Annotated in this window: 19 protein-coding genes and 1 tRNA gene; 12 read left to right on the top strand and 8 right to left on the bottom strand. The window is 69.8% G+C overall.

Annotation, left to right across the window (positions count from 1 at the left end):
• Positions 1-133: 133 nt before the first annotated feature.
• Positions 134-592: a hypothetical protein gene (locus tag JIG36_RS14795; protein ID WP_203376866.1), complete on the top strand. Its 459-nt coding sequence runs from the start codon at positions 134-136 to the stop codon at positions 590-592.
• A 51-nt stretch (positions 593-643) separates the two neighbouring features.
• Here the strand turns inward: JIG36_RS14795 and JIG36_RS14790 are convergent, their stop codons facing one another.
• The 3 genes from JIG36_RS14790 to JIG36_RS14780 form a co-directional block, all read right to left on the bottom strand.
• The gene (locus tag JIG36_RS14790; protein WP_203376865.1) at positions 644-1,237 is read right to left on the bottom strand and encodes a hypothetical protein; all 594 of its coding nucleotides are present in this window, start codon (positions 1,235-1,237) and stop codon (positions 644-646) included.
• 83 nt (positions 1,238-1,320) lie between these two features.
• Positions 1,321-2,139, bottom strand: coding sequence for a WecB/TagA/CpsF family glycosyltransferase (locus JIG36_RS14785; RefSeq protein WP_307872718.1), 819 nt, complete (start codon positions 2,137-2,139; stop codon positions 1,321-1,323).
• Positions 2,140-2,803: 664 nt separating this feature from the next.
• Positions 2,804-2,886, bottom strand: a tRNA-Leu gene (locus tag JIG36_RS14780).
• Positions 2,887-3,085: 199 nt separating this feature from the next.
• On the opposite strand from JIG36_RS14780, the gene JIG36_RS14775 reads away from it, so the two are divergent.
• The 7 genes from JIG36_RS14775 (at position 3,086) to pknB (ending at position 12,006) form a co-directional block, all read left to right on the top strand.
• Positions 3,086-3,883 (top strand): FHA domain-containing protein, encoded by a 798-nt coding sequence (locus JIG36_RS14775; protein WP_203377402.1) that lies wholly within the window; start codon positions 3,086-3,088, stop codon positions 3,881-3,883.
• Positions 3,884-3,888: 5 nt separating this feature from the next.
• Entirely contained in the window at positions 3,889-4,374 is a 486-nt protein-coding gene (locus JIG36_RS14770; RefSeq protein ID WP_203376863.1) for an FHA domain-containing protein FhaB/FipA, read from the top strand.
• Positions 4,371-5,816 (top strand): PP2C family protein-serine/threonine phosphatase, encoded by a 1,446-nt coding sequence (locus tag JIG36_RS14765; protein ID WP_203376862.1) that lies wholly within the window; start codon positions 4,371-4,373, stop codon positions 5,814-5,816. Before JIG36_RS14770 ends, JIG36_RS14765 begins: the two co-directional genes overlap by 4 nt.
• A 79-nt stretch (positions 5,817-5,895) precedes the next feature.
• Complete coding sequence (locus JIG36_RS14760; protein ID WP_203377401.1) at positions 5,896-7,356, top strand: FtsW/RodA/SpoVE family cell cycle protein; 1,461 nt, start codon at positions 5,896-5,898, stop codon at positions 7,354-7,356.
• On the top strand, positions 7,353-8,849 hold the full coding sequence (locus tag JIG36_RS14755) for a penicillin-binding transpeptidase domain-containing protein (RefSeq protein ID WP_203376861.1): 1,497 nt from the start codon (positions 7,353-7,355) through the stop codon (positions 8,847-8,849). The genes JIG36_RS14760 and JIG36_RS14755 overlap by 4 nt, the downstream gene beginning before the upstream one ends.
• A 2-nt stretch (positions 8,850-8,851) precedes the next feature.
• Positions 8,852-10,180 (top strand): serine/threonine-protein kinase, encoded by a 1,329-nt coding sequence (locus JIG36_RS14750; RefSeq protein ID WP_203376860.1) that lies wholly within the window; start codon positions 8,852-8,854, stop codon positions 10,178-10,180.
• Positions 10,177-12,006, top strand: a complete 1,830-nt coding sequence (gene pknB / locus JIG36_RS14745; RefSeq protein WP_203376859.1) for a Stk1 family PASTA domain-containing Ser/Thr kinase — start codon at positions 10,177-10,179, stop codon at positions 12,004-12,006. The genes JIG36_RS14750 and pknB overlap by 4 nt, the downstream gene beginning before the upstream one ends.
• A 58-nt stretch (positions 12,007-12,064) precedes the next feature.
• Here the strand turns inward: pknB and JIG36_RS14740 are convergent, their stop codons facing one another.
• From JIG36_RS14740 to JIG36_RS14725, 4 genes are read right to left on the bottom strand one after another with little or no spacing between them, the layout of a single operon-like run.
• On the bottom strand, positions 12,065-12,715 hold the full coding sequence (locus tag JIG36_RS14740; RefSeq protein WP_203376858.1) for an aminodeoxychorismate/anthranilate synthase component II: 651 nt from the start codon (positions 12,713-12,715) through the stop codon (positions 12,065-12,067).
• A gap of 1 nt (position 12,716) precedes the next feature.
• Positions 12,717-13,025 (bottom strand): hypothetical protein, encoded by a 309-nt coding sequence (locus JIG36_RS14735; protein ID WP_203376857.1) that lies wholly within the window; start codon positions 13,023-13,025, stop codon positions 12,717-12,719.
• A gap of 4 nt (positions 13,026-13,029) precedes the next feature.
• Entirely contained in the window at positions 13,030-15,420 is a 2,391-nt protein-coding gene (locus JIG36_RS51875) for a class E sortase (RefSeq protein ID WP_236047069.1), read from the bottom strand.
• Positions 15,420-16,232, bottom strand: coding sequence for a DUF881 domain-containing protein (locus JIG36_RS14725; protein WP_203376856.1), 813 nt, complete (start codon positions 16,230-16,232; stop codon positions 15,420-15,422). The genes JIG36_RS51875 and JIG36_RS14725 overlap by 1 nt, the downstream gene beginning before the upstream one ends.
• Positions 16,233-16,412: 180 nt before the next feature.
• Here JIG36_RS14725 and JIG36_RS14720 point away from each other — a divergent pair, with 180 nt between their 5' ends.
• Entirely contained in the window at positions 16,413-16,676 is a 264-nt protein-coding gene (locus JIG36_RS14720) for a cell division protein CrgA (RefSeq protein WP_203376855.1), read from the top strand.
• Positions 16,677-16,883: 207 nt separating this feature from the next.
• Positions 16,884-19,019 (top strand): (Fe-S)-binding protein, encoded by a 2,136-nt coding sequence (locus JIG36_RS14715; RefSeq protein ID WP_203376854.1) that lies wholly within the window; start codon positions 16,884-16,886, stop codon positions 19,017-19,019.
• 3 nt (positions 19,020-19,022) lie between these two features.
• Here the strand turns inward: JIG36_RS14715 and JIG36_RS14710 are convergent, their stop codons facing one another.
• A complete protein-coding gene (locus JIG36_RS14710) occupies positions 19,023-19,691 on the bottom strand; it encodes a GOLPH3/VPS74 family protein (protein WP_203376853.1) in 669 nt (222 codons plus the stop codon).
• Between the two features lie 101 nt (positions 19,692-19,792).
• On the opposite strand from JIG36_RS14710, the gene JIG36_RS14705 reads away from it, so the two are divergent.
• Positions 19,793-21,127: a hemolysin family protein gene (locus JIG36_RS14705; RefSeq protein WP_203376852.1), complete on the top strand. Its 1,335-nt coding sequence runs from the start codon at positions 19,793-19,795 to the stop codon at positions 21,125-21,127.
• Positions 21,120-22,175 carry a hemolysin family protein gene (locus tag JIG36_RS14700; RefSeq protein WP_203376851.1) on the top strand — a complete coding sequence of 352 codons (1,056 nt, stop codon included), beginning with the start codon at positions 21,120-21,122 and terminating at the stop codon, positions 22,173-22,175. Before JIG36_RS14705 ends, JIG36_RS14700 begins: the two co-directional genes overlap by 8 nt.
• The last annotated feature ends 69 nt before the right edge of the window (positions 22,176-22,244 follow it).

The raw sequence follows: 22,244 nt of genomic DNA, 5'->3' as shown, positions 1-22,244 counted from the left end.
GCCGGCCCCTCCCGCCCAGTGCGGGGGAGCCGGCCGTAGTCATTTCTCCGCTCGCCTCGTTGAACGGCAGAAGCGCGGCCCGACCGCGCAACACCGGCCGGGGTCGTTCCCCCGAACGAGGCAAGGCAGACAGATGACGATTGGTTCGGAAAACCTCAGCAGCGGATCCACGACGGCGCAGGACCGCTTCAGCGGCGGAGTCAGCGCGTACCGGCAGAACCGGCGCGAGGCCGCTCTCGCCGCGGAGGCCGCGGACGGCGAACTGGTGTCGCGCAGCAGTTCGTCGGGCCTGCCCACCCGGTCGCCGGGTCGCTCGCACAGCATCGAGTCGACCAGCCCGCTCGACCGCGCGGCCAAGCTGCCGTCGCTCGACCTGCACGGGCTCACCGAGCCGGTCTTCCCGTCGAGCGGCTGGCCCGACACCGATTCCGGGTCGTCGCAGTCGATGGCCGACCACCCGTTGCTGCGGGGGCTGCTGCTCGAGCTGCCCGCGCGCGGCACCCTGCCCACATCGGACTGGCTGGACCGCTGGTTCGAGGCGGCGCGGTCGATTCTCGAACTGCTCTACGTGCAGGAAGCCAAGAAGAACTAGCAGCCGACCGTTTGTTCGCGGTCCGTCTCCGGGTGATCGGCGCGACGGCGTCTAGCGGTCGATCGGCACCCGCGGCCGGTGGCGGCCGATCGGGGCCAGAGCCTGCAGGCTGAGCCGGCTGTGCCGCAGTCCGGCCCGGATGCCGATCGCGAGCACGGCCACGCCCACGACGGTGATCGCGATGCCGGCCAGGTCGGCGCCGGGCACCTCGACCCATCCGGCCGCGATCGGCAGGCCGATCAGCGTCGCCAGGCCGGTGACCTGCAACGGAACCAGCAGCATGGGGTGGGCGGCGGCCGCGCGCAGGGCGGGCGGCACCGGGGTCTGCGGCGCGGTGGCGAAGGCGCCGGCGCCCCGCCACACCTGGGTGATGCGGCGCAGGCCGGTGGTCAGCACGATCAGGGCCGGAACGGCCGGGGCGAGCGCGGCCGCCGGCGCCGCCGACTTCCCCGGCATGAGGCCGGTGACCAGCGGGATGGCGACGAACACCGCCGCACCGGCGACGACCAGCACGGTGAGCAGGCCGGACCGGCGGCGCAGGTGCGACGCCGAACGGGCCGACGGCAGCGCGTCGGCCAGCAGCCCGGCGGTGAGCCAGACGGCGACGAGGGCGCCGGCGAGGATGAGGTCCGCGACGATGTTCACATCGACAGCCTTCGCCTGAACCCGTCGCGGCGAAACCGGGTTATCACCCCAGCGGTCCCGTAGGGGACCGGTGGCCTTGACCCCTAGACGGCGAAGGTCGTGACCGGCTCGGTGGCCGGCGCCGGGGGCGTGGCCTTCCACAGTCCACTTCGCTGCGCCGCGAGCCGGCTCAGGTAAGCGGGGTTGAGCAGCACATACCGCTTCCACAGCCGCTTCGGTTCGAGGCCCAGACGCCACAGCCACTCGAGCGCGTACTTCTGCATCCACGCGGGCGGGTTCTTGAGCAGACCGGCGTGGTAGTCGAAGGCGGCACCGACAGCGAGAAGTGGCATGTCGAGAAGCGGACGCATCGCGTACGTGAAAATCTCCTGCCGCGGGCAGCCGAGACCGACCAGGACGACCCGCGCGCCCGAGCTCTTGATGCGCTCGGCGATCTCTTCGGCCTCACCCGGGTGGTTGGTGCGGAACTTCGACGCCTCGACCCCGGCGATCTTCAGGGCCGGGAACATCCGCTCCAGCGCCGGGACGAGGCGGTCGAGGGTGGGCTGCGTGGAGCCGTACAGATAAATCGGAAGACCCTCGGCGGCCGCCTGCTCCACGACCTTGAGCGTCAGGGTGGGGCCGTAGACGCGGTCGGTCAGGCCGGCGTGGTGCACCAGGTTGAGCGCCCAGCGGACGGGTTGGCCGTCGGGGGTGACCAGGTCGAAGGAGTTGAGGCGCGCGTTGTGGGCCTTGTCCTGGACTCCGGTCATGACGCCGTGGACGGCCAGGGCGGTCACCGCGAAGGGGCGCCGCTCCCGGGCCGCCTCCATGATCCGGGCTGTGGCGTCCGCGTAGTTGGTGACGTCGACCAGCACACCGAGCACGCTGCGCTTGTCGGTGGTGGTGTTGTGAGCAGTCACGGATGCAACCCCTGGAGTCGGCGTCACCGGCAATTTTCCGCCGCCGAGCATAGCCGCATGTAGTGGTGTCACCCGTTCGGTGGCGCTTGGGGTGGCCTGTATGCGGGAGGGATGTGGGGGAGAACCTGGGGAGCAGAGCTCCAAACCGAAGACCTTGGGGCTCTGCCCCAAACCCCGGCCGCTCGAGAAGATCACCGGGCTTTGACGCTGGCCTGCGGTGGGTGGTGGGTTGCGGTTGTGGGTGTTGTGGGGTTCGGGTGATCTCCCCGGGACGACCGCCCAGGGGATCGGGAGACGGGCGGGGGCGCAACCAAACCCCGGTTGCACCCCCGTCCGCCTCCCGATGAGGCTGAACGGCCGCCCCGGGGAGATCACCCGAACTGGCTTATATCTGTGTGTGTTTGGGGTGTCTGGGGTGTCTGGGCGTGATTGTGTTTGTCGTTGCTGGGGCGACACGATGTTGGAACCACAACGTGATGATCACGCAGAGCAACCAAAACAGGGTTTGTAGGTTGCCCGGCGGAGCCGGCAGTCAGGCGAAGGGTGAGATATGCCGCAAAGCCGGTAGCCGCACCGTGGGGTTTCAGGGGGCTCGACCCCCTGAGCAGATATGACGAGGAGCCCCGGTTCGCGCTTCTCAGCGAACAGGGGCTCCTGCGACTCGTGGGGATGGGGGGAGTTGAACCCCCACGTCCTTTCGGACACACGGACCTGAACCGTGCGCGTCTGCCATTCCGCCACATCCCCGTGGCTTTATGAAGCCGGCCCTAGGGCCTGCCTTTTTGTTACTGGCTGCGACAGACTACGCTGTCGCACGTCACCAAGCGAGTTGATATCGCCCCTGACGCCAGGGAAGACTAGCACGGCGTCGACGGGTGTCATACGAGGGTCAGAAGTGCCGGTCGTCCTTGAGCTAGAGATGCACAAGCGGCGGCCGGATACCATCATGTCCTCGGAAGCCGAGGAGGAGCCGGTGAGCGTGCTGCAGCGCTTTGAGAAGCGATTGGAAGGCCTGGTCGAAGGGGCCTTCGCCAAGGTGTTCAAGGGTGTCGTGCACCCGGTGGAGATCCTGAATGCCATGCAGCGGGAGGCTGAGGCACACAAGGCCATTCTCGCCGGTGGCCGGACTCTCGTGCCGAACCGCTACGTGATTGACCTCTCGCCCTACGACCACAGCCGGCTGGCGCCCTACGCCGCCGCGCTCGCCCAGGAGCTTGCGCAGTCGCAGGCTGAGTTCATCGGGGAGCAGGCGTGGACGGTCTACGGCGATGTGATCGTCGAGATCGAGCGTGGTGACGGGCTCGACACGGGCATGTTCCGGGTCACCGCCGAGGTCTACACCGGTGGCGAGGTCGCCCCGGTGCAGCAGCCGGCGTACGACGCGGGCCCGCAATACCCGCCCTACGAGCAGCAGGGTGGCTACCAGCAGCACGGCGGCGGGGGCGGCGCGCCCAACGGCCGCGGTGGTGTGGGCCTCATCTCGGGTGACGGCCGCACGTACCCGCTTCAGATGGGCTCGACCGTGATCGGCCGGGGCGACCAGGCCAACCTGCGTCTGCCCGACGTCGGCATCTCGCGCCGGCACGCCCGCCTGGACTACGACGGCAACCAGGTCGTCCTGACCGATCTGGGTTCCACCAACGGCACGATGGTCAACGGCCAGCGCGTGTCGGCAGTGGCGCTCAACCCGGGCGACATGATCCAGTTGGGCACGACCACCCTCACGTTCCGAGTGGACGGCTAGCCACCTTGCCCGAATTCGTCCTCACCGTCGCCCGGTTCGGCTTCCTCATCCTGCTGTGGATCTTCGTGTTCACGGTCGTCGGGGTGATCCGCCGGGATCTCTTCGCTGGGGTCCGGTCCAAGAGCATCGTCGCCAGCCCTCGGGGGGTGGGTGGCGCGGTGCCCGCGGACCGGCCGGCGGCCAAGGCGAAACGCGGTAAGGCGGCACGGCAGCTCGTGGTCACGGCCGGCCAGCTGGCCGGCACGCGCATCACGCTGGGCGAGATTCCGATCACTATCGGTCGTGCCGAGGATTCGACTCTCGTCATCACCGACGACTTCGCCTCGGCCCGGCACGCGCGGCTCGTTCTGCGGGACGGACAGTGGTTCGTCGAGGATCTCGGCTCGACGAACGGCACCTATCTCGACCGCGGTAAGGTCTCCGGACCTACTCCCGTCCCCCTTGGCGTACCGATCCGCATCGGTCGCACTTCTCTCGAGTTACGGCCATGACCCTGACCCTGCGCTATGCCGCTCAGAGCGACCGCGGTCTGATCCGAGACCTGAACCAGGACTCCGTCTACGCCGGGCCGCGGCTGCTTGCTGTCGCCGACGGTATGGGCGGCATGGCCGCTGGTGACGTCGCGTCCAACATCGTCATCGCCGCGATGGCGCCGCTCGACGAGGACGTCCCCGGTGACGCCCTGGTCGACGCGTTACGTCATGCGGTCGGGACGGCCAACCAACAGCTGCGCGACACCGTCGACGCCAACCCGCAGCTCGAGGGCATGGGCACCACGCTCACCGCGGTGCTCTTCTCGGGCAGCAAGTTCGGCATGGTGCACATCGGTGACAGCCGCGCCTATCTGCTGCGCGGGGGTGAGTTCGCCCAGATCACCAAGGACGACACCTACGTGCAGATGCTGGTCGACGAGGGCCGGGTCAGCCCCGAGGAGGCGAGCAGCCACCCGCAGCGGTCGCTGCTCACCCGGGCGCTCGACGGCCGCGACATCGACCCCGAATACTCGGTGCGTCAGGTGCTCAAAGGCGACCGCTACCTGATCTGCAGCGACGGCCTCTCCGGCGTGGTCAGTTCCGACACCATCGGGCAGACCATGCGTGAGCTCACCGACCCGCAGGCCTGCGTCGAGCGGCTGGTGCAGCTGGCGCTGCGCGGTGGCGGGCCCGACAACATCACCGTGATCATCGCCGACGCGACCGACGGCGACATCATGGAGCAGGCGCCGATCGTGGGTGGGGCCGCGTCGCTCGACCGCGGCAACAACACGGTGGCCGACAGCTCGACCTCGGCCGCGCGGGCCGCCGCGTTGCAGGCGCCGCGCCCGGCCCAGCCGCAGCCGCAGCGCGACACGTACGAGGAACCGCAGCCCAAGGGTCACCCGGTGCGCGCCACCCTGCTCGTGCTGGTGCTGCTCGGCGTGCTCGGTGGCGGCCTGTGGCTCGGCTACCAATACACGCAGGAGCAGTACTACGTCGGCGCGACCGACGCCGGCCAGCTCGCGATCTTCCGTGGGGTGCCGGGCCAGATCGCCGGTCTCGACCTGTCCAGCGTCAACGAGACCAGCCCGTCCCGCCTCGACGACCTCACCGCGGTCGCCCAGGACAGGGTCAAGGAGGGCATCCACGCCGACGACCGGCCGGACGCCCAGCGCATGCTGGCCGAGCTGACCGACGACGTCCCGTCGAACCCGAACCTCAAGCCCATCTGCAACACCGCCACCACCGCGCCGAGCACGACTCCCACGGCGCCGTCGGTCCCGTCCTCGGCCCTGCCGAGCGCCGGAGCCGTCCGCACGACCGGCCCCGCCGGCAGCACCGCCGCCGGCAACGGCGTCACGTCGGCGCCGAACTCCGTGCCCGCGACCACGCCGTCCGCTCAGCTCTCCGAGTCAGCGCCCGCTGCCGATCCGGTCGGGTGCCGGACCGTCAACTGAGCCTCGGCTCGACCACGTCTGGGGATCCTTCTTGACTGCGCCCGCCGTGCCCGCCTCCTCGCCCGCGTCCACGGGCGAGATGGCGCGTATCCCGGGAATGAAGACCCAGCGCAACGCCGAGCTGGGTCTGCTCGCATTCGCCATGATCCTGGTGGCGGCATACGGCGCCACCGTCGAGGCGAGCCGGATCGGCGAGATCACCCCGACCTTCTGGGTGCCCGCCGCGCTGCTGAGCATCCTGTTCCTCGGCCTGCACTTCGTGGTGCGCTACACGGCGCCCTACGCCGACCCCGTGCTCATCCCGGCCGTCGCGCTGATCAACGGTCTCGGCGTGGGCTTCCTACGCCGGCTCGACATCGGCGACGCGCTCAGCGACAAGCAGCCGGTGCCGAGCGTCTTCGCCGGCATCGGGGGCCGCCAGCTGGTCTGGACGCTGATCGCGCTGATCCTGGCGGCCATCCTGCTGCTGGTGGTCCGGGATCACAAGATCGTCTCCCGGTACGCGTACACCCTGGGTCTGACCGGCATCGTGCTGGTGATGATCCCGGCCGTGCTGCCGGCCAGCATCTCCGAGGTCAACGGCGCGAAGCTGTGGATCCGGCTCGGGGCGTTCTCGATCCAGCCCGGTGAGTTCGCCAAGATCGCGCTGGTCTCGTTCTTCGCGTACTACCTGGTCCGCAAGCGCGAGGTGCTGTCGCTGGCCAGCCGCCGGGTCCTCGGCATCGACTTCCCGCGCGGCCGCGACCTCGGCCCGGTCGTCACGGTCTGGCTGCTCAGCCTCCTGGTCCTGGTCTTCGAGAAGGACCTCGGCACCGCACTGCTGTACTTCGGCCTGTTCGTCGTGACGCTCTATGTCGCCACCGAACGCGCCAGCTGGCTGATCATCGGTCTGCTGCTGTTCTTCGGCGGCGTCTATGTGGCCTACCTGCTCGGCGCCTCGGTCGGCGGCCCGTTCGCCAACTTCTACGACCGCGCCCAGGTCTGGCTCAACCCGTTCGACAACGAGAACTACGAGCGGCTCGGCGGCAGCTATCAGCTGGTGCAGGGCCTGCTCTCGCTCGGCACGGGCGGCCTGTTCGGCTCCGGCCCGGGCGGTGGCTCGCCGCGGTTCGTGCCCGAGGTGCAGAACGACTTCATCTTCGCCGGCATGGGTGAGGAGATCGGCCTGTTCGGTCTCTCCGCCCTGCTCGTGCTCTATCTGCTGATCGTCGAGCGGGGTCTGCGGTCGGCGCTGGCCGTGCGCGACTCGTTCGGCAAGCTGGTCGCGGGTGGCCTGTCGTTCACCCTGGGTTTGCAGATCTTCGTCATCCTGGGTGGCATCACCGGGCTGATTCCGCTGACCGGGCAGACGACACCGTTCCTCTCGTCCGGCGGCTCCTCCCTGATGGCCAACTGGCTGCTGATCGCGATGCTGCTGCGGATCTCGAACGCGGCGCGCGGCCCGGCGGCCAGCGGCGGGGGAACAGACCGGGCCGGTGGTGGCCCCAAGAAAGCACCAGTCCAGCTGCACGGCGCCATGACGGAGGTGATCAAGCCGTGAACGCACCCCTTCGACGGGCCGGCGTGGTCATCCTCGTTCTGTTCGGCCTGCTCTTCGCGAACCTCAACTGGGTCCAGGCTTACAAGGCCGACGACTATCGCACCAACGACTACAACCGCCGGGTCGTGGTCGCGCAATACGAACGGCCCCGCGGCATCATCGAGGCCGGCGGTCAGGGCGTGGCGACCAACAAGGTCACCGACGACGCCCTGAAATACCTGCGCGTCTACCCGCGCAAGGAGGTCTACGCGCCCGTCCTCGGCTACCGGCCGGTCGGCCTGGCCGCGACCGGGATCGAGAACGCGGAGAACGACTTCCTGTCCGGCGAGAGCGACAAGCTCTTCGCCGACCGGGTGAAGGACATGTTCACCGGCAACAACACCGGTGGCGGCAACGTGCTGCTGACGCTCAACACCAAGGCGCAGGAAACCGCCTGGAAAGAGCTGAACGACAACGAGCGCGGCGTCGACAAGGGCGCGGCGATCGCGATCGACCCGCAGACGGGCGCCGTGCAGGCCATGGTGTCGATGCCCAGCTTCGACCCGAACCCGCTGGTCAGCCACGACGAGAAGGCGGCCGCGGCGGCGTACAACAAGCTCAACAAGAACCCGGATCAGCCGCTGCTCAACCGTTCGACGGCCGAGACCAAGCCGCCCGGTTCGGTCTTCAAGGTGATCATCTCGGCGGCCGCCCTCCAAAACGGTTATACAACTGAGACCGAGATCGAGGCGGGGCGCGAGTACCGCGAGAGCGGCGCGGTCATCCGCAACTCCGAGGACGAAGTTTGCCCTGGTAGCCAGATCGATCTGAAGGCCGCGCTGACCACGAGCTGCAACACCGGCTACGCCCGGCTCGGCGTGACCCTCGGCCGCGACAAGGTGCTCGCGACGGCCAAGGCGTTCGGCTTCGAGGACGACCAGCTGACCGTCGGCGACCTCGAGGGCAGCGGCCTGCCGGTCGCGATGAGCGACACCGGCAAGATCGCCAACCCGGACGGCAGCGTCGACAAGGGCGCGCTGGCCCAGTCGTCGCTCGGTCAGCGCGACGTCCGGATGACCCCGCTACAGGGTGCCCTGATCGCCGCCACGGTGGCCAACGGCGGCAAGCAGATGCGCCCCTACCTGGTGCAGAAGCTCACCAGCCCCGATCTCCGCACGATCTACACGGCTGACCCGAAGACGCTCCGCACGCCGATCAACGGCCAGGTCGCCTCCGACCTGAAGGACATGATGGTCAGCGTCGTCGAGAACGGCACCGGCAAGCGGGCCCGCATCGACGGCATGGAGGTCGGCGGCAAGACCGGAACGGCCCAGAACGCCGAGGGCGCCGACCCGCACGGCTGGTTCGTCGGGTTCGCCTTCAACGACAAGGGCGAGGCGGTCTCGGCCGTGTGCGTCATGCTTGAGAACGTGCCCGGTGGCCACGCCAGCGCCGAGGCAGCCCGGATCGCCGGGCTCATCATGAAGGCCGCGGCAGGTCAGGGAGGGGACTGAGCATGATCAGCCCTGGGGTGACCCTCGGCGGCCGGTACGTTCTCGACGAGCGGATCGCCGGTGGCGGGATGGGTGATGTCTGGCGCGGCACCGACGAGGTGCTGGGCCGGACGGTTGCCGTCAAGATCCTGCTGCCCGCCCTGCTCGACGAGCCCGGCTTCGCCGAGCGGTTCCGGGGCGAGGCCCGCACCATGGCCACGATCAACCACCCCGGCGTGGTCGACGTCTACGACTACGGCAGCGACCAGCAACTCGCGTTCCTCGTCATGGAATACGTCGAGGGCGACGCGCTGTCGCGCACGCTGAGCCGGGTCGGCCGGCTGACCCCGGCCCGCACGATGGCGCTGATCGCCCAGGCCGCCGACGCGCTGCAGGCCGCCCACGCGAACGGCATCGTGCACCGCGACGTGAAGCCCGGCAACCTCCTCGTCCGCCCCAACGGCACGCTCGTCCTCACCGACTTCGGCATCGCCCGCTCGGCGCTGGTGGGCCAGCTCACCGTGGCCGGCTCGGTGCTCGGCACCGCGTCCTACATCTCCCCCGAGCAGGCCTCGGGCGCCGTCGCGACGCCCGCATCCGACGTGTACGCGCTCGGCGTCGTCGCCTACCAGTGCCTCTCCGGGCATCGGCCGTTCGACGGCGCGACGCCCATGGAGATCGCGATGAAGCACGTGCGGGAGACGCCGCGGCCGCTGCCGGGCGACATCCCGCCGCAGGTGCGCGCGATCGTCGACCGGGCCCTGGCCAAAGACCCGAACGCCCGCTGGCCCTCGGCCTCCGCGCTGGCCGCCGTCGCCCGGCAGGCCGCCGCGTCCCTGGCCAACCCGGCCCAGGCGGCGCCGACCGGATCACCCGCGCGCCCGTCCGGCCCGGTCAGCCCGGCTCCGGCCCGCCCCCAGAGCGGCGGCCCGTCGAGCGGCGCCCCCATGCCCGGCTCGCCGATCGCGGGTGCGGCCCGTCCGCCGTACCCTCCGGTTCCCCGCCCGGTCTCGGGCGCGCGCGGTGCCGCTTCGGTACCGTCCGGGCCACCCGTTCAACCGCAGCCCTACCGTCAGCCGTACCAACCACAGCCGGCCCGTCCGGCACAGGCCACCAAGCCGGAGAGCTCCGGCGGGCGGCAGGTGCTGATCGTGCTGGCCGTGGTTCTCGCTCTGTTGGTCCTGCTCTGTGCCGGCGTGATCTCGTTCCTCTACAACCAGCAGAACGCAATGGGCACCGGAAACACGGGCGTCACCGGAGGGGATCCAACGGTGGCGTCATACCGTCTAACTACACAGGCGGGCGCGAATCCCGGCTGGATCAGAGCTAACGAAGGACGACAGACGCTATGACGGCGCAGGCCCGCCTGCTCGGTGGCAGGTATCAGGTCGGCGAGCTCCTGGGCTACGGCGGCATGGCCGAGGTGCACCGCGGACGCGACCTCCGGCTCGGCCGTGACGTGGCGATCAAGATGTTGCGCACCGACCTGGCCCGCGACGCGACGTTCCAGGAGAGGTTCCGGCGCGAGGCGCAGAACTCGGCCGCCCTGAACCACCCCGCGATCGTCGCCGTCTACGACACCGGCGAAGAGATCTCCTCGACCGGCGAGAAGCTGCCGTTCATCGTCATGGAGTTCGTCAACGGGCGGACCCTCAAGGAAGTGCTGGCCCAGGAACAGCGGATCCCGACCCGCCGGGCCCTCGAGATGATCGCCGACATCTGCGCGGCGCTGGAGTTCAGCCACCGCCACGGGATCATCCACCGGGACATCAAGCCCGGCAACGTGATGATCACGCAGAACGGCCAGGTCAAGGTCATGGACTTCGGCATCGCCCGGGCCCTGGCCAGCGGCGCCACCACCATGACGCAGACCAGCGCGGTCATCGGCACGGCGCAATACCTCTCGCCCGAGCAGGCCCGCGGCGAGTCGGTCGACGCCCGGTCCGATGTGTACGCCGCCGGCTGTGTGCTCTTCGAGCTGCTGGTCGGCCACCCGCCGTTCGTCGGCGACAGCCCGGTCAGCGTCGCCTACCAGCACGTGCGCGAAGAGCCCAAGGCGCCCAGCGACATCAACCACGACGTGCCGCCCGACGTCGACGCCATCGTGCTCAAGGCCCTGGCCAAGAACCCGATGAACCGTTACCAGAGCGCGCAGGAGATGCGGGCCGACGCGCTGCGGGCCGTCGCCGGTCGCCCGGTGCTGGCCACCCCGGTGATGTCCGAGGCCGAGACCATGGCCATGCAAGGCTCGCCGCGGCAGTGGCAGCCCCAGGCCGCCACCACCATGCAGCGCCCGGTCGCGGGCGGGCCGCGGCCGCCGGAACGCCGGTCGTCGTCGTGGGTGTGGGCCGCCCTGGCCGCCCTCGGTGTGCTGGTGGTGGTCGTGCTGGGTGTCGCGCTCGCGATGGACCGCGACAAGACCAACAACAACACGGCCGACAACACGCCGTCGGCCCCGGTGACGTACACGATGCCCGATCTGCAGGGTCTCAGCGACGCCGAGGCGCTGGCCGCGCTCCAGAAGGCCGGCATCCAGAACTCCGAGCCGCAGTCGCCGACCTATGACGCCGACTGCGACGGCACGGTCGTCAAGCAGACCCCGGCCAAGGGCGCCACGGTCAGCGCCGACCAGCAGGTCAGCTATCAGCTGTGCCAGAAGCCGCAGCAGGTCGAGGTGCCCGACAACCTGGTCGGCTCGACCAAGGACGCCGCCACCGACGCCCTCAAGCGGATCGGCCTCAAGGTCAACCCCAAGGAGGTCGACAGCCTCCAGCCGGTCGGCATCGTCACCAAGGTCAGCAAGGCCGGCCGCGAGGTCGACCCGGGCGAGACGATCACCATCGAGGTCTCCAACGGCCGGCTGGTCAAGGTGCCCGACGTGGTGGGCAAGTCGCAGGGTGCCGCCCAGGGCGCCCTCGAAAATGCCGGCCAGTTCAACGTCAACATCGTCGACCAGCCGGGCGAGGGCGAGCCGGGCACGGTCGTCGCGCAGAACCCGGCCGCGAACACGACGGCCGAGAAGGGCGACGACGTCACGATCACCGTGATCAGCGCGCCCGACCCGAACGAGACCACACCCAACCCGGACGAGACCGAGACGCCGGGCACCGGCAACGGCGGCGGCACGGGCACCAACGGTCTGATCGGCAACGCGATCGGCGCCTACCGCCGAGACTGATCCACACGGAGACGGCCGCCCCCGAACTGCTCGGGAGGCGGCCGTTTCTTCTTGACGGTCAGGCGGTGGCGAAGGCCGAGCGTCGCCGCGACTCGACCTCGGCGGCCAGCGCGGGCGCCTTCTCGAGGGCCGACGGCAGACCGCAGGAGGCGAGCCAGTTGGCGAGCATGGTGTGGCCGCCCTCGGTGAGCACCGACTCGGGGTGGAACTGCACACCCTCGATCGCCAGCTCGCGGTGACGCATCGCCATCACCACGCCCGACCCGGTGCGGCCGGTGACCTCGATCTCGGCCGGCAGCGTCTCGGGCAGCACCGCCAGGGAGTGGTAGCGGGTGGCGGTGAACGGGTCGGGCAGGCCGGCCAGAACTCCGGCGCCCGTGTGGTGCACCTCGGAGGTCTTGCCGTGCAGCAGCTCCGGCGCGCGGGTCACGGTCGCCCCGAACGCGGCCCCGATCGCCTGATGGCCGAGGCAGACCCCGAACATCGGAACCTTCCCGGCGTACGCCTTGATCACGTCCATCATGATGCCGGCGCGCTCGGGCGAGCCCGGGCCGGGCGACAACAAGATGCCGGCTGCGCCGAACGTGCCGACGTCGGCCACCGAGATCTCGTCGTTGCGACGCACCTCGCACTCGGCGCCCAGCTGACCCAGATATTGCACCAGGTTGAAGACGAACGAGTCGTAGTTGTCGATGACCAGAATGCGCACGTCAATCACCCGGGATCTGGCCGCCGCCGGTGGCCTCGGAGGGATGTGGTTGGTTCGACTCGGTGCTGTACGGGATGTCGTCCGGACCGTGGTCGGGGTTGTCCGTGCTGGTGATGTCGGCGTTCCCACCGTCCGGCCCCTGCTGTTCGGTGCCGGTGCCCACCTGCACGTCGTCGAACGGCAGCAGCGGCGTGGCCCAGGGGAAGACGACGTACCAGAGCAGCGCGGTGGTGGCGGCGATCATCCCGAGCGAGCCCAGGGTCTTGCCCCAGACCCCGCCCGGGAGCTTGCGCCAGATCCAGCCGTACATCGCGTCACGCCCCCTTGATCTCGGCCGGCATGCCGGCGTTGGGCAGGGCCTGGTCGCGCTTCGCGGTCGAGACGAGCTCGGCGTGGATGATCAGCCGCTCGTAGTTGTTGTACTTCGGGTTGCAGGTGGTCAGCGTGAGCAGCGACTGTGTCGGCTTGGCCTTGGGCTTGCCGGGCACGGGCGCGACCACCTCGACCGCGCTCGGCTTGACGACCTGCTGCTGATAGACCTTGTAGACATACCAGTTGGTGCGGGTCTCGACGCCGATGACGTCGCCGTCCTTGAGCTCGTCGAGCCGCCAGAAGATCTTCTTGATCCGGTGACCGGCCACCGAGAAGTTGCCGACCCCGCCCGGCTTGGCCGAGTCGGGATAGTGACCGGGGGCGTAGCGGATGTCGTCGGGCTGCACGCCGTCGACGACCACCCACTCCTTGTCGAGCTTCGGGATGTAGAGCCGGCCGACCAGGTTGGACCCGGGCGCGGCCGGGGCCTTGGTGGCGGCCGACGGGGTCGGGCCCACGGTCGGGTCGTTCCACACCTCGTCGAGCTCGCTGTTCAGGGCGTTCTGCTCGTCCTGGACCTTGGCCGAGTTGCCGAACACCTCGTAGCCCGCGAACAGCAGCACGATCAGGCCGAAGGTGATCATCAGCTCGCCCGACACCCGGATGCCGGCGCGGATGCGCGAGCCCAGGGTCGGCCGGGTCATCTCGGAGTAGACGCTCTTGTAACCCTCGCCGGTCTGTTCCGGCCGCAGCTTGACGACCTTCTCGCCGCGTTTCGGTGCTTCCTGCACGGGCTCTTCCTCTGCCGGGGGCCTCGGACCGCCCGGGCCGGCGGGGGAGACCGAGGCGGCGCCAAGGACGGCGTCGGGCTCGGCGTTCGCCTTCGCGGCCTGTGCGGCGACGCCCGGTACCGCGGAGAGGAGCGCGGTGGGTTCCTTGATCGGGGGTAGCTGCTCGTCGGGGCGCTTCATCGCGGGGAGCAGGCCGGTCGGTGCGTCCGACGTACGGATCACCGCGGTCTCGCCCGGGTCGCGCGGCACGCTGGTGCCGGAGCGGACGGCTGGGCCCGGGTTGACCGGAACGTTGAAGCCCTGGTCGGCAAGGCCGGACCCGCCGGTCGGATAGCCGCCTGAGTTGTGGCCGGCCGTGGCGGGCGGAACGGGCGGGCGCAGGCCCTGGGGCTCGCCGTTGCCGAAGCCGGAACCACCCTGCGGCACTCCGGGGAAGGGCGGCTCGGGCCGAGCGGGGGAAAAGCCGTTTGCTCCCGTACGGGCGTCGGCCGCGCCCGGCCCACCCCGCGAACCGTCGAAGCCACCGTCGCGGCCCGGACGCTCACCGGAGGAGCCCACGCTGTCCCAGCCGCCGCTGCGCTGCCGGCCCGCCCCGGAGAAGCCGTCGTGCTCCGGCGAGGCCGGGTGGCCGCCGAAGGAGGAGGGCGAGGCGGGGTGACCGTTGGCGGCTGCGGGGGAGCCTGGGTGGCCGTTGAAGGGGCTGCCGGAAGCGGGCCGGCCGTTGAACGGGTCGTTCGGGGCTTGGGGGCTGCCGTAGGACGAGCCCGCGGCCTGCTCGCTGTTGCCGCGCGAGCCGGACTGCTGGTCGACCGGGAAGGCGCCGCTGCCCTGACCGCCACCGCCGAAGAAGGCGTTGCTGGGCTGCGCGCCCCGGCCATAAGCGGAGTCTGTGGCACCCCCACCACCGCCGTAGCGGCCGTCAGCGGGCGGGGACGGGTCGGCGGTGCCACCGGAGGCCCCGACACCGCCGAAGGGCACACGGGCGGCCTGAGCGGGTTCGGCGCCGCCGCGTGCGGGCGGACCGTCGTACGAATCGGTGAACTGAGGCCCGTTCACCGGCACGCCGTGCTCGTGGGCCCAACCGGTCTCACGCCGTCGTGGCGAGCCGGTCGGGTTCGGCGCGGACGCCATGCCGGCCGGAAAAGGAGGCGTGGCCGCGCCGGCGGGCATGCCGGTCGGAGGTGGTGAGACCGCGCCGGTGGCTCGGGGCGCCGAGGGCGTGCCGGTGGCCCGCGGCTGCTCGCCCCCGGCGAAGAAGTCGAAATCCGACCGCGCGGGACGGGCGGGCTGCTCCGTGGTGGCGGGGCGGAGGGCACGCGCGGCGGCGCCCAGGGAACCGCCGGCGGCGGCGATCCGCTGCTGGATCTCCTCGTCGGTGTGCAGCACGGCGGTGTCGGCCGAGGCAGGCGGGGGCGGCAGCGTCGGCGGGGCCGGCCGCGGCGCCTCGGGCCGGCCACCGAGGCCGATCTGCGGGGCCAGCGGACCGCCGGGCACGCCGTCGGGCGACGCATCGGTGATGCGGGGGATGTACGCCGTCTGGGCGTCGGCGTCGGGTGCGCGGTGACGCCCCGATCCGGCCCCCGCGGGCGGATTGTCGGCCATCAGCCGGCTACCCGCGCGGACCGGAGGTCACTCGACCCGTCGTACGCCCGCACTGTCACGTTCCTCTCGACGGTTTCCGTATAACCGAGGCCGAAGTCAGCAACCGCGTCGCGGAACTGCCGGACTCCTTCCGCGGACTCCAACGCGCGATGCATCGCTGTGGGTTCGCCGATAGCCGTGATCTTGAACGGCGGCGAGAAGACCTGGCCGTGAAGAAGCAGCGTGTTGCCGACACAGCGTACAGCGCTGGTCGAGATCACGCGGACATCCATGATCGACATTGCCTCGGCCCCACCAGCCCAGAGGGCATTCACCACCGCCTGGACGTCACCCTGGTGGACGACAAGGTCGTCGTTGTCGGGGGCGTTGGCGGCCACGAAGTCGTTGCTGCGGCGTGACGAGTCGTCGAGGCTTACGGTCAGGCCGGGGCCCTGCAGCGCGGTGAAGCCGGCCGGCGCCCGCAGCCGTTCGGCGTTCGTGCGGGCCGCCCCGACCGGGCCGTCCACCTTGGCGAGGTTGGCCGTGTCCTGGTCGACGGCCGCACGCAGGTCGGCGGCCGTCTGCTCGCGGGCCACGAGGCGCTCGCGCTTGTCCTCGATCAGCTGGGTGAGCTGAGGCCGCCGGTCGTCGCGCAGAGCCGTGCCGTCGGCCGTGGTCGCCGAGGTGGTGAAGAGCAGACCGGCCGCGAGGAAGATCAATGGAGATCCGATCGCCCAGCCGCGCATGCGCTGAACAGGGCGTCCGGGTCGCAGACCACGCCACGCGCGGCGCACGACAAGACGCCACGAGGGCGTGCCGGTGGTGTATTCCACGTCCTCGTTTCCCCCCGAAATAGCCGCTCCGGACATTTTCCTCGCCCGCCGGGTGCCTGGTTTCGCGTCCCCTTGACTACGCTAGCTGTCGAACATTAATCGCCACGGGCAGCATTCGGGGTCTCCGGAGCCGCTCAGCGGTGGGGTTGTTCACCACTTGTTGCCCTTCAGGAGAGCACCGTGCCGAAGTCTCAGGTCCGCAAGAAGAAGGTCTACACGCCGCCGACGGACATTCGTCCGGCGGCCGCTGCGGCGTCGAAGAAGCCGAGCCCCATGTGGCTCCCGATCAGCGCCGTGGCGCTGATCGTGATCGGCATCGCGTGGCTGGTCGTGTACTACCTGTCGTCCCAGCAGTACCCGGTGGAGTCGCTGCGCTACTGGAACCTCTTGATCGGCTTCGGGTGCATGGTGGCCTCGCTGGGCATCCTGTCCCGCTGGCGCTAGCCGCGTTCGGGGCGTCCGACCGGCGTAACGCCGTAATGCCCGCATACCCGCGGGTAGTGTGACTTTCGTCCGTTTTGAGCGCACCCCGCGCCGCTGGCCGGGGTGCGCTTTGCGCGTGGGCGGGCCACTTGACCCGGTGGCGTGCGTCCGTCTATTACTCGTGGGTAACATGAGCGGCGGACCGCCGATCGAGGAGGCACAACGCTGATGGGCATCGCGCAGATAGTCGCCACCGTTCTGGCCGGCGCCGTCACGATCGTCGCCGTGGTGCTCGCGGTCCGGGCCGTCCTCACGATCACCTCGGTGATCCGGCAGGGCAAGCCCGACCCGGCCCGGTTCGAAGACCCGAAGACCCGCACCAAGACCATGCTGGTCGAGACGCTGGGTCACACGCGGATGCTCAAGTGGAGCGCGATCGGCGCCGCCCACTGGCTCGTGATGGTCTCCTTCATGATCCTGTTCCTGCTGGTCGTGGAGGCGTACTTCGAGGTCGTCGACCCCGAGGCGGGCCTGCCGATCATCGGGCACTGGCTGATCTTCGGGTTCGTGACCGAGTGGATCGGCATCCTCGGCCTGGCCGGCATCCTCTACCTGATCTTCGTGCGGCAGCGTTCCAACCGCTCTCCGAAGAACCGGTTCCTGGGCTCGACGTGGTGGCAGGCCTACTTCGTCGAGGCGGTCATCCTCGGCGTGCTGGCCTGCGGTTTCCTGATCCGCGGCTTCAAGGTCGCCACCGACCACTTCGAGTACGCGGTATGGGCCACTCCGCTGTCCCACGCGATCGGTAACGTGCTTCCGGCCTGGGAGGACGGCGGCACCTGGACCGCCCTGGTCAAGATCTTCATCTCGATGGGCTGGCTCATCACCATCGCGCTGAACCCGACCATGGGTGTGGCCTGGCACCGCTTCCTGGCCTTCTTCAACATCTTCTTCAAGCGCGCGCCCGAGAAGCCGGCCGGCTCCGGGATGGGCGCGCTGCGGCCGATGATGAGCCAGGGCAAGCCGCTCGACTTCGAAGAGGCCGACCCCGAGAAGGACCAGTTCGGGGTGGCCCAGGTCGAACAGTTCACCTGGAAGGGTCTGCTCGACTTCTCCACCTGCACGGAGTGCGGACGGTGCCAGTCGCAGTGCCCGGCCTGGAACACGGCCAAGCCGCTCTCGCCCAAGCTCCTCGTGCTCAGTCTGCGCGATCACGCGTACGCGAAAGCGCCTTATCTCCTCGCCGGCGGCGGTCTCGATCTGACGGGCGAGGAAAAGGCCACGGAGGAGCAGCTCAAGGGCGTTGATGTGCTCGCCCTGGCGGAGAAGGACCGGCCGCTGATCGGCACCGAGGACGAGAACGGCGTGATCGACCCCGACGTGCTGTGGTCGTGCACCACCTGCGGCGCGTGTGTCGAGCAGTGCCCGGTCGACATCGAGCACATCGACCACATCGTCGACATGCGCCGCTACCAGGTGCTGATCGAGTCGAGCTTCCCCTCCGAGGCCGGCGTCATGCTGCGCAACCTCGAGAACAAGGGCAACCCGTGGGGCGCCCCGCAGAACACCCGCGAGGACTGGACCAAGGGTCTCGACTTCGAGGTGCCGCGGGTCGGCGAGAAGGAAGACTTCGAATACCTGTTCTGGGTCGGCTGCGCCGGCGCGTTCGAGGACCGGGCCAAGAAGACCACCCGGGCCGTCGCCAAGCTGCTGCACGAGGCCGGTGTCGACTATGCGATTCTCGGCGAGGGCGAGACCTGTACGGGTGACCCCGCGCGCCGCATCGGCAACGAGTTCGTCTTCCAGATGCTGGCCCAGCAAAATGTCGAGACGCTGCAGGAAGCGAACGTCAAGAAGATCGTCGCGACCTGTCCGCACTGCTTCAACACGCTCGGCAACGAGTACGAGCAGCTGGGCCTCAAGGTCGAGGTCGTGCACCACACGCAGCTGCTGGCCCACCTGGTCGCCACCGGCAAGCTCACCCCGGTGCAGCCGGTCGACGGCGGCGTGACCTACCACGACCCCTGCTACCTGGGCCGCCACAACCGGGTCTTCGACGCGCCCCGCGAAGTGCTGGGCTCGGCCATCGAGGGCGGCATCCAGGAGATGCCCCGCAACTCGGAACGCTCCTTCTGCTGCGGTGCCGGCGGCGCCCGCATGTGGATGGAGGAGAAGATCGGCAAGCGGATCAACGTCGAACGTACGGAGGAAGCTCTCTCCACCGGCGCCAAGACGATCGCGGTCGGTTGCCCGTTCTGCTACACGATGATCGGCGACGGCGTGACCGGCAAGGGTGAGCAGGAGAACGTCGAGGTCGTGGACGTGGCGACGGTCCTCCTCCGCTCGCTCAAGCAGGAGGTCTGAGGCTCACGAGGGCGTGCCGGCGGTGGCCGCGGTGGTCGACGCGACGATCGCGACCATCACGGCCGCCTGGATCTCCTCGATCGCCTTCTTCACGGCCTCGGCCGCCCAGGCGCCCTCGCTGATCTCGCGCAGTCGCGTCTTGACGACCTTCTGGTCGAGGTCACCGAAGACGCTCTTCTCCAGGTCGGTGGCGGCGACAAGGGCACACAGCGCTCCCGTACGCGGTTCGGCCGCGCCCGTACCGAGCACGGCGTGCCGCATCCGGTCGCGCGCCGCCGTCTCCTGCACGGGCTCGACACCGTGAGCGGCCGGGTACTTGGTGCGGGGGAAGACCCACAGCACCTTGTCCTTCTCGACGCGCAGGATGCCGTCGGCCACCAGCTTGTCGAGCACCTGGAACCGGGTGTCCTTGGCGAACTTCGACACCCAGTGACCGGGTTTGCGGGGCTTGTCGTCGGCCACGATCCGCATCAGGGCCGCGTCCACCAGCGGGTCGCCGGTCGGGCTCGTGTCGAGCGCGACCACCTTCTTGTCGGCGACGTCGACCCGGCCGGCCAGCGCCAGTTCGAGCAGCAGCCCGCCGCCCAGACCGTGGTCCAGGTGGGTGCCGTCGGTCAGCGGAGTGCCGTCGTCGTCATACGCGAGCAGCGTGAACTCTTCGACCAGGTTCATGCCGCCAGGATTTCCCGACCGGGGGCCGTGCCAATCCTCACCTCGGGTGGGCACGCCGGGTTCGCCCCGGTCCGGCACAATGAGACCGAGGTGAACCGATCATGGACGGCCTGCTCCTGACCGCGGTGCTCCCGTTGGCGGCGTTTGCGCTGCTCACGGCGGGCAACGCGTTCTTCGTGGCAGCCGAGTTCGGGTTGGTCACGGTTGACCGCGCCGAGATCGCGGCCCGCTCGACCTCGGGTGATCGCCGGGCGCGCACGGTCCAGCACGCTCTGCACGAGCTCTCGTTCCAGCTTTCCGGCACCCAGCTCGGCATCACGCTCACCGCGCTGCTCACGGGTTACCTGGCCGAACCCGCCCTCTCCAAGATCTTCAACCCGGCCGTCGAGCCGATCGCCGGCGACGCCACCGAGGGCGTCACCCACGCGCTCGCGCTGATCGTCGCCACCCTGATCTCGATGCTCTTCGGCGAGCTGGTGCCCAAAAATGCCGCCCTGGCCCGCCCGATGCGCGCCGCACTGCTGACCGCGGCCCCCCTGCGTACGTTCTCCAAGCTCTTCAAATGGCTCATCGGCGGCCTCAACGGGTCGGCCAACTGGCTGGTCCGCCGCCTCGGCATCGAACCGCAGGAAGAGCTGGCCAGCGCCCGCTCACCCGAGGAACTGGGCCTGCTCGCCGCGATCAGCGCCGACGCCGGAGCGCTGCCGGCCGAGACCGCCACCCTGCTGCGCCGCACGATCCGCTTCGGTGAGAAACGCGCGGCCAAGGCCATGACCCCGCGCGTCGACGTGGTCGGCCTCAAGACCACGGCCAGCGTCGCCGAGCTGATCGCGGTCGCCCGCGAGAGCGGCCACACCCGCTTCCCGGTCTATGAAAACACGATCGACCTAGTCATCGGCGTGGTCGGGGTGCCCGACGCGCTGGGTGTGCCGCCCGAGCGCCGGGGCGCCACCCAGGTCGCGACGATCGCCCGCGAACCGGTCTACGTCCCCGAGAGCCTCGGCCTCGACAAGGTGCTCGCGACCCTGCGCGAGGCCAACGCCGACCTGGCGATCGTGGTCGACGAATACGGCGGCACTGACGGCGTCGTCACCGCCGAAGACCTGATCGAGGAACTGGTCGGTGAGATCGCCGACGAATACGACGTCGAACCCGCCGAGACCTCGACGCAGGAGCTCACGGCCCCCGACGGCGAGAAGTCCTACCTGGTCGACGGCCTGCTCCGCGAGGACGAGTTGATGGAGCAGACTGGATTCGCTCTGCCCGAGGGCCCGTACGAGACGCTCGCCGGTTTTCTGCTCTCCCGCCTCGGCCACATCCCGGTGGTCGGCGAGTCCTACGAGACGTCGGGGTGGGAGTTCACCGTGATGGCCGTCGACCGGCACCGCATCGAACAGGTGCGGGTGTCCGCCCCGCCGGAGCCCGACGATGACTGAACTCCTGGTCACCGTGGTGCTGCTGATCGGCAACGGGCTCTTCGTGGGCGGCGAGTTCGCGCTGATCGCCTCCCGGCGTACGGCGCTGGAACCGCTCGCCGCGACCAACAAGCGCGCTCAGTGGGCGCTGTCGGCGATGAGCCAGATCCCGCTGATGATCGCGGGCGCGCAGCTCGGCATCACGATCTGCTCCCTCGGCCTGGGCGCGCTGGCCGAACCGGCGCTGGCGCACTACCTCGAAGGCCCGTTCCACGCGATCGGCCTGCCCGAAGACGCGATCCACCCGGTCGCGTTCGTGCTGGCCCTGGGCGTGGTCGTCTTCCTGCACACGGTCATCGGCGAGATGGTGCCCAAGAACATCACGCTGGCCGGGCCGGAGCGGGCCGCGCTCATCCTAGGACCGTTCATGCTGGCGTTCTGCACGGCCACAAGGCCGCTGCTCAACGCGATGCGCTGGGCCGCCCGGGTGGTGCTCAAGATCTGGTCGATCGAGTCGACGGACTCGGTCAAGACCGTCTTCACGGCCGAGGAACTGGCCGGGATGGTGACCCAGGCCCGCAGCGAAGGGCTGCTGGGAACCGAGCAATACGCGCGGATCCACGCCGCGCTGGGGTTGCACGGGCGCACGGCGGCCGACACTCTGCGTCCCTGGTCGAGCGTCACCACCATCGCCGACGACGTGTCACCGGCGACGGTCGAGGCCATGTCGACCCGTACGGGCCGGTCGCGGTTCCCCGTCGTGCAGCGCGAAACCCGTCGGGTGCTCGGATTCGTGCACGTCAAAGACATCCTCGGATACTCCGCCGAGCGCCGCACGATGCCGATCCCGGCCGAGATCATCCGGCCCCTGGCGGTGGTGGCCCCCGACCGTACGCTGGCCGATCTGCTGCTGACCATGCGGCGCGACCGGCTGCACATCGTGCTGGTCAGTGACGGGCGGCGGCCGCTCGGCGTGATCACATTGGACGACGTGGTGCACGCCGTGGTGGGCGAACCGGGCCACCCGCATGTGGCCGCTGCGGTGGTGCAGCCTCGGGCGGTCGGCTGACCGCGTACGGGTTGATTGTCACCCGCCCGGCATTTCGCGACGGGCCGGAAGGGATCGTCGGCCAGCCAT

The sequence above is a fragment of the Paractinoplanes ovalisporus genome (assembly GCF_016834655.1).
Taxonomy (GTDB): domain Bacteria; phylum Actinomycetota; class Actinomycetes; order Mycobacteriales; family Micromonosporaceae; genus Actinoplanes; species Actinoplanes ovalisporus.
Note: the sequence above shows the minus strand (reverse complement) of the source record. Positions and strands in the feature narration are given on the sequence as shown.

Coding starts and splice junctions, on each gene's coding strand:
- JIG36_RS14715 (WP_203376854.1), top strand. CDS start 16,884: ATGGGCATCGCGCAGATAGTCGCCACCGTTCTGGCCGGCGCCGTCACG.
- JIG36_RS14700 (WP_203376851.1), top strand. CDS start 21,120: ATGACTGAACTCCTGGTCACCGTGGTGCTGCTGATCGGCAACGGGCTC.
- JIG36_RS14760 (WP_203377401.1), top strand. CDS start 5,896: ATGGCGCGTATCCCGGGAATGAAGACCCAGCGCAACGCCGAGCTGGGT.
- pknB (WP_203376859.1), top strand. CDS start 10,177: ATGACGGCGCAGGCCCGCCTGCTCGGTGGCAGGTATCAGGTCGGCGAG.
- JIG36_RS14775 (WP_203377402.1), top strand. CDS start 3,086: ATGTCCTCGGAAGCCGAGGAGGAGCCGGTGAGCGTGCTGCAGCGCTTT.
- JIG36_RS14735 (WP_203376857.1), bottom strand. CDS start 13,025: ATGTACGGCTGGATCTGGCGCAAGCTCCCGGGCGGGGTCTGGGGCAAG.
- JIG36_RS51875 (WP_236047069.1), bottom strand. CDS start 15,420: ATGGCCGACAATCCGCCCGCGGGGGCCGGATCGGGGCGTCACCGCGCA.
- JIG36_RS14750 (WP_203376860.1), top strand. CDS start 8,852: ATGATCAGCCCTGGGGTGACCCTCGGCGGCCGGTACGTTCTCGACGAG.
- JIG36_RS14795 (WP_203376866.1), top strand. CDS start 134: ATGACGATTGGTTCGGAAAACCTCAGCAGCGGATCCACGACGGCGCAG.
- JIG36_RS14765 (WP_203376862.1), top strand. CDS start 4,371: ATGACCCTGACCCTGCGCTATGCCGCTCAGAGCGACCGCGGTCTGATC.
- JIG36_RS14705 (WP_203376852.1), top strand. CDS start 19,793: ATGGACGGCCTGCTCCTGACCGCGGTGCTCCCGTTGGCGGCGTTTGCG.
- JIG36_RS14710 (WP_203376853.1), bottom strand. CDS start 19,691: ATGAACCTGGTCGAAGAGTTCACGCTGCTCGCGTATGACGACGACGGC.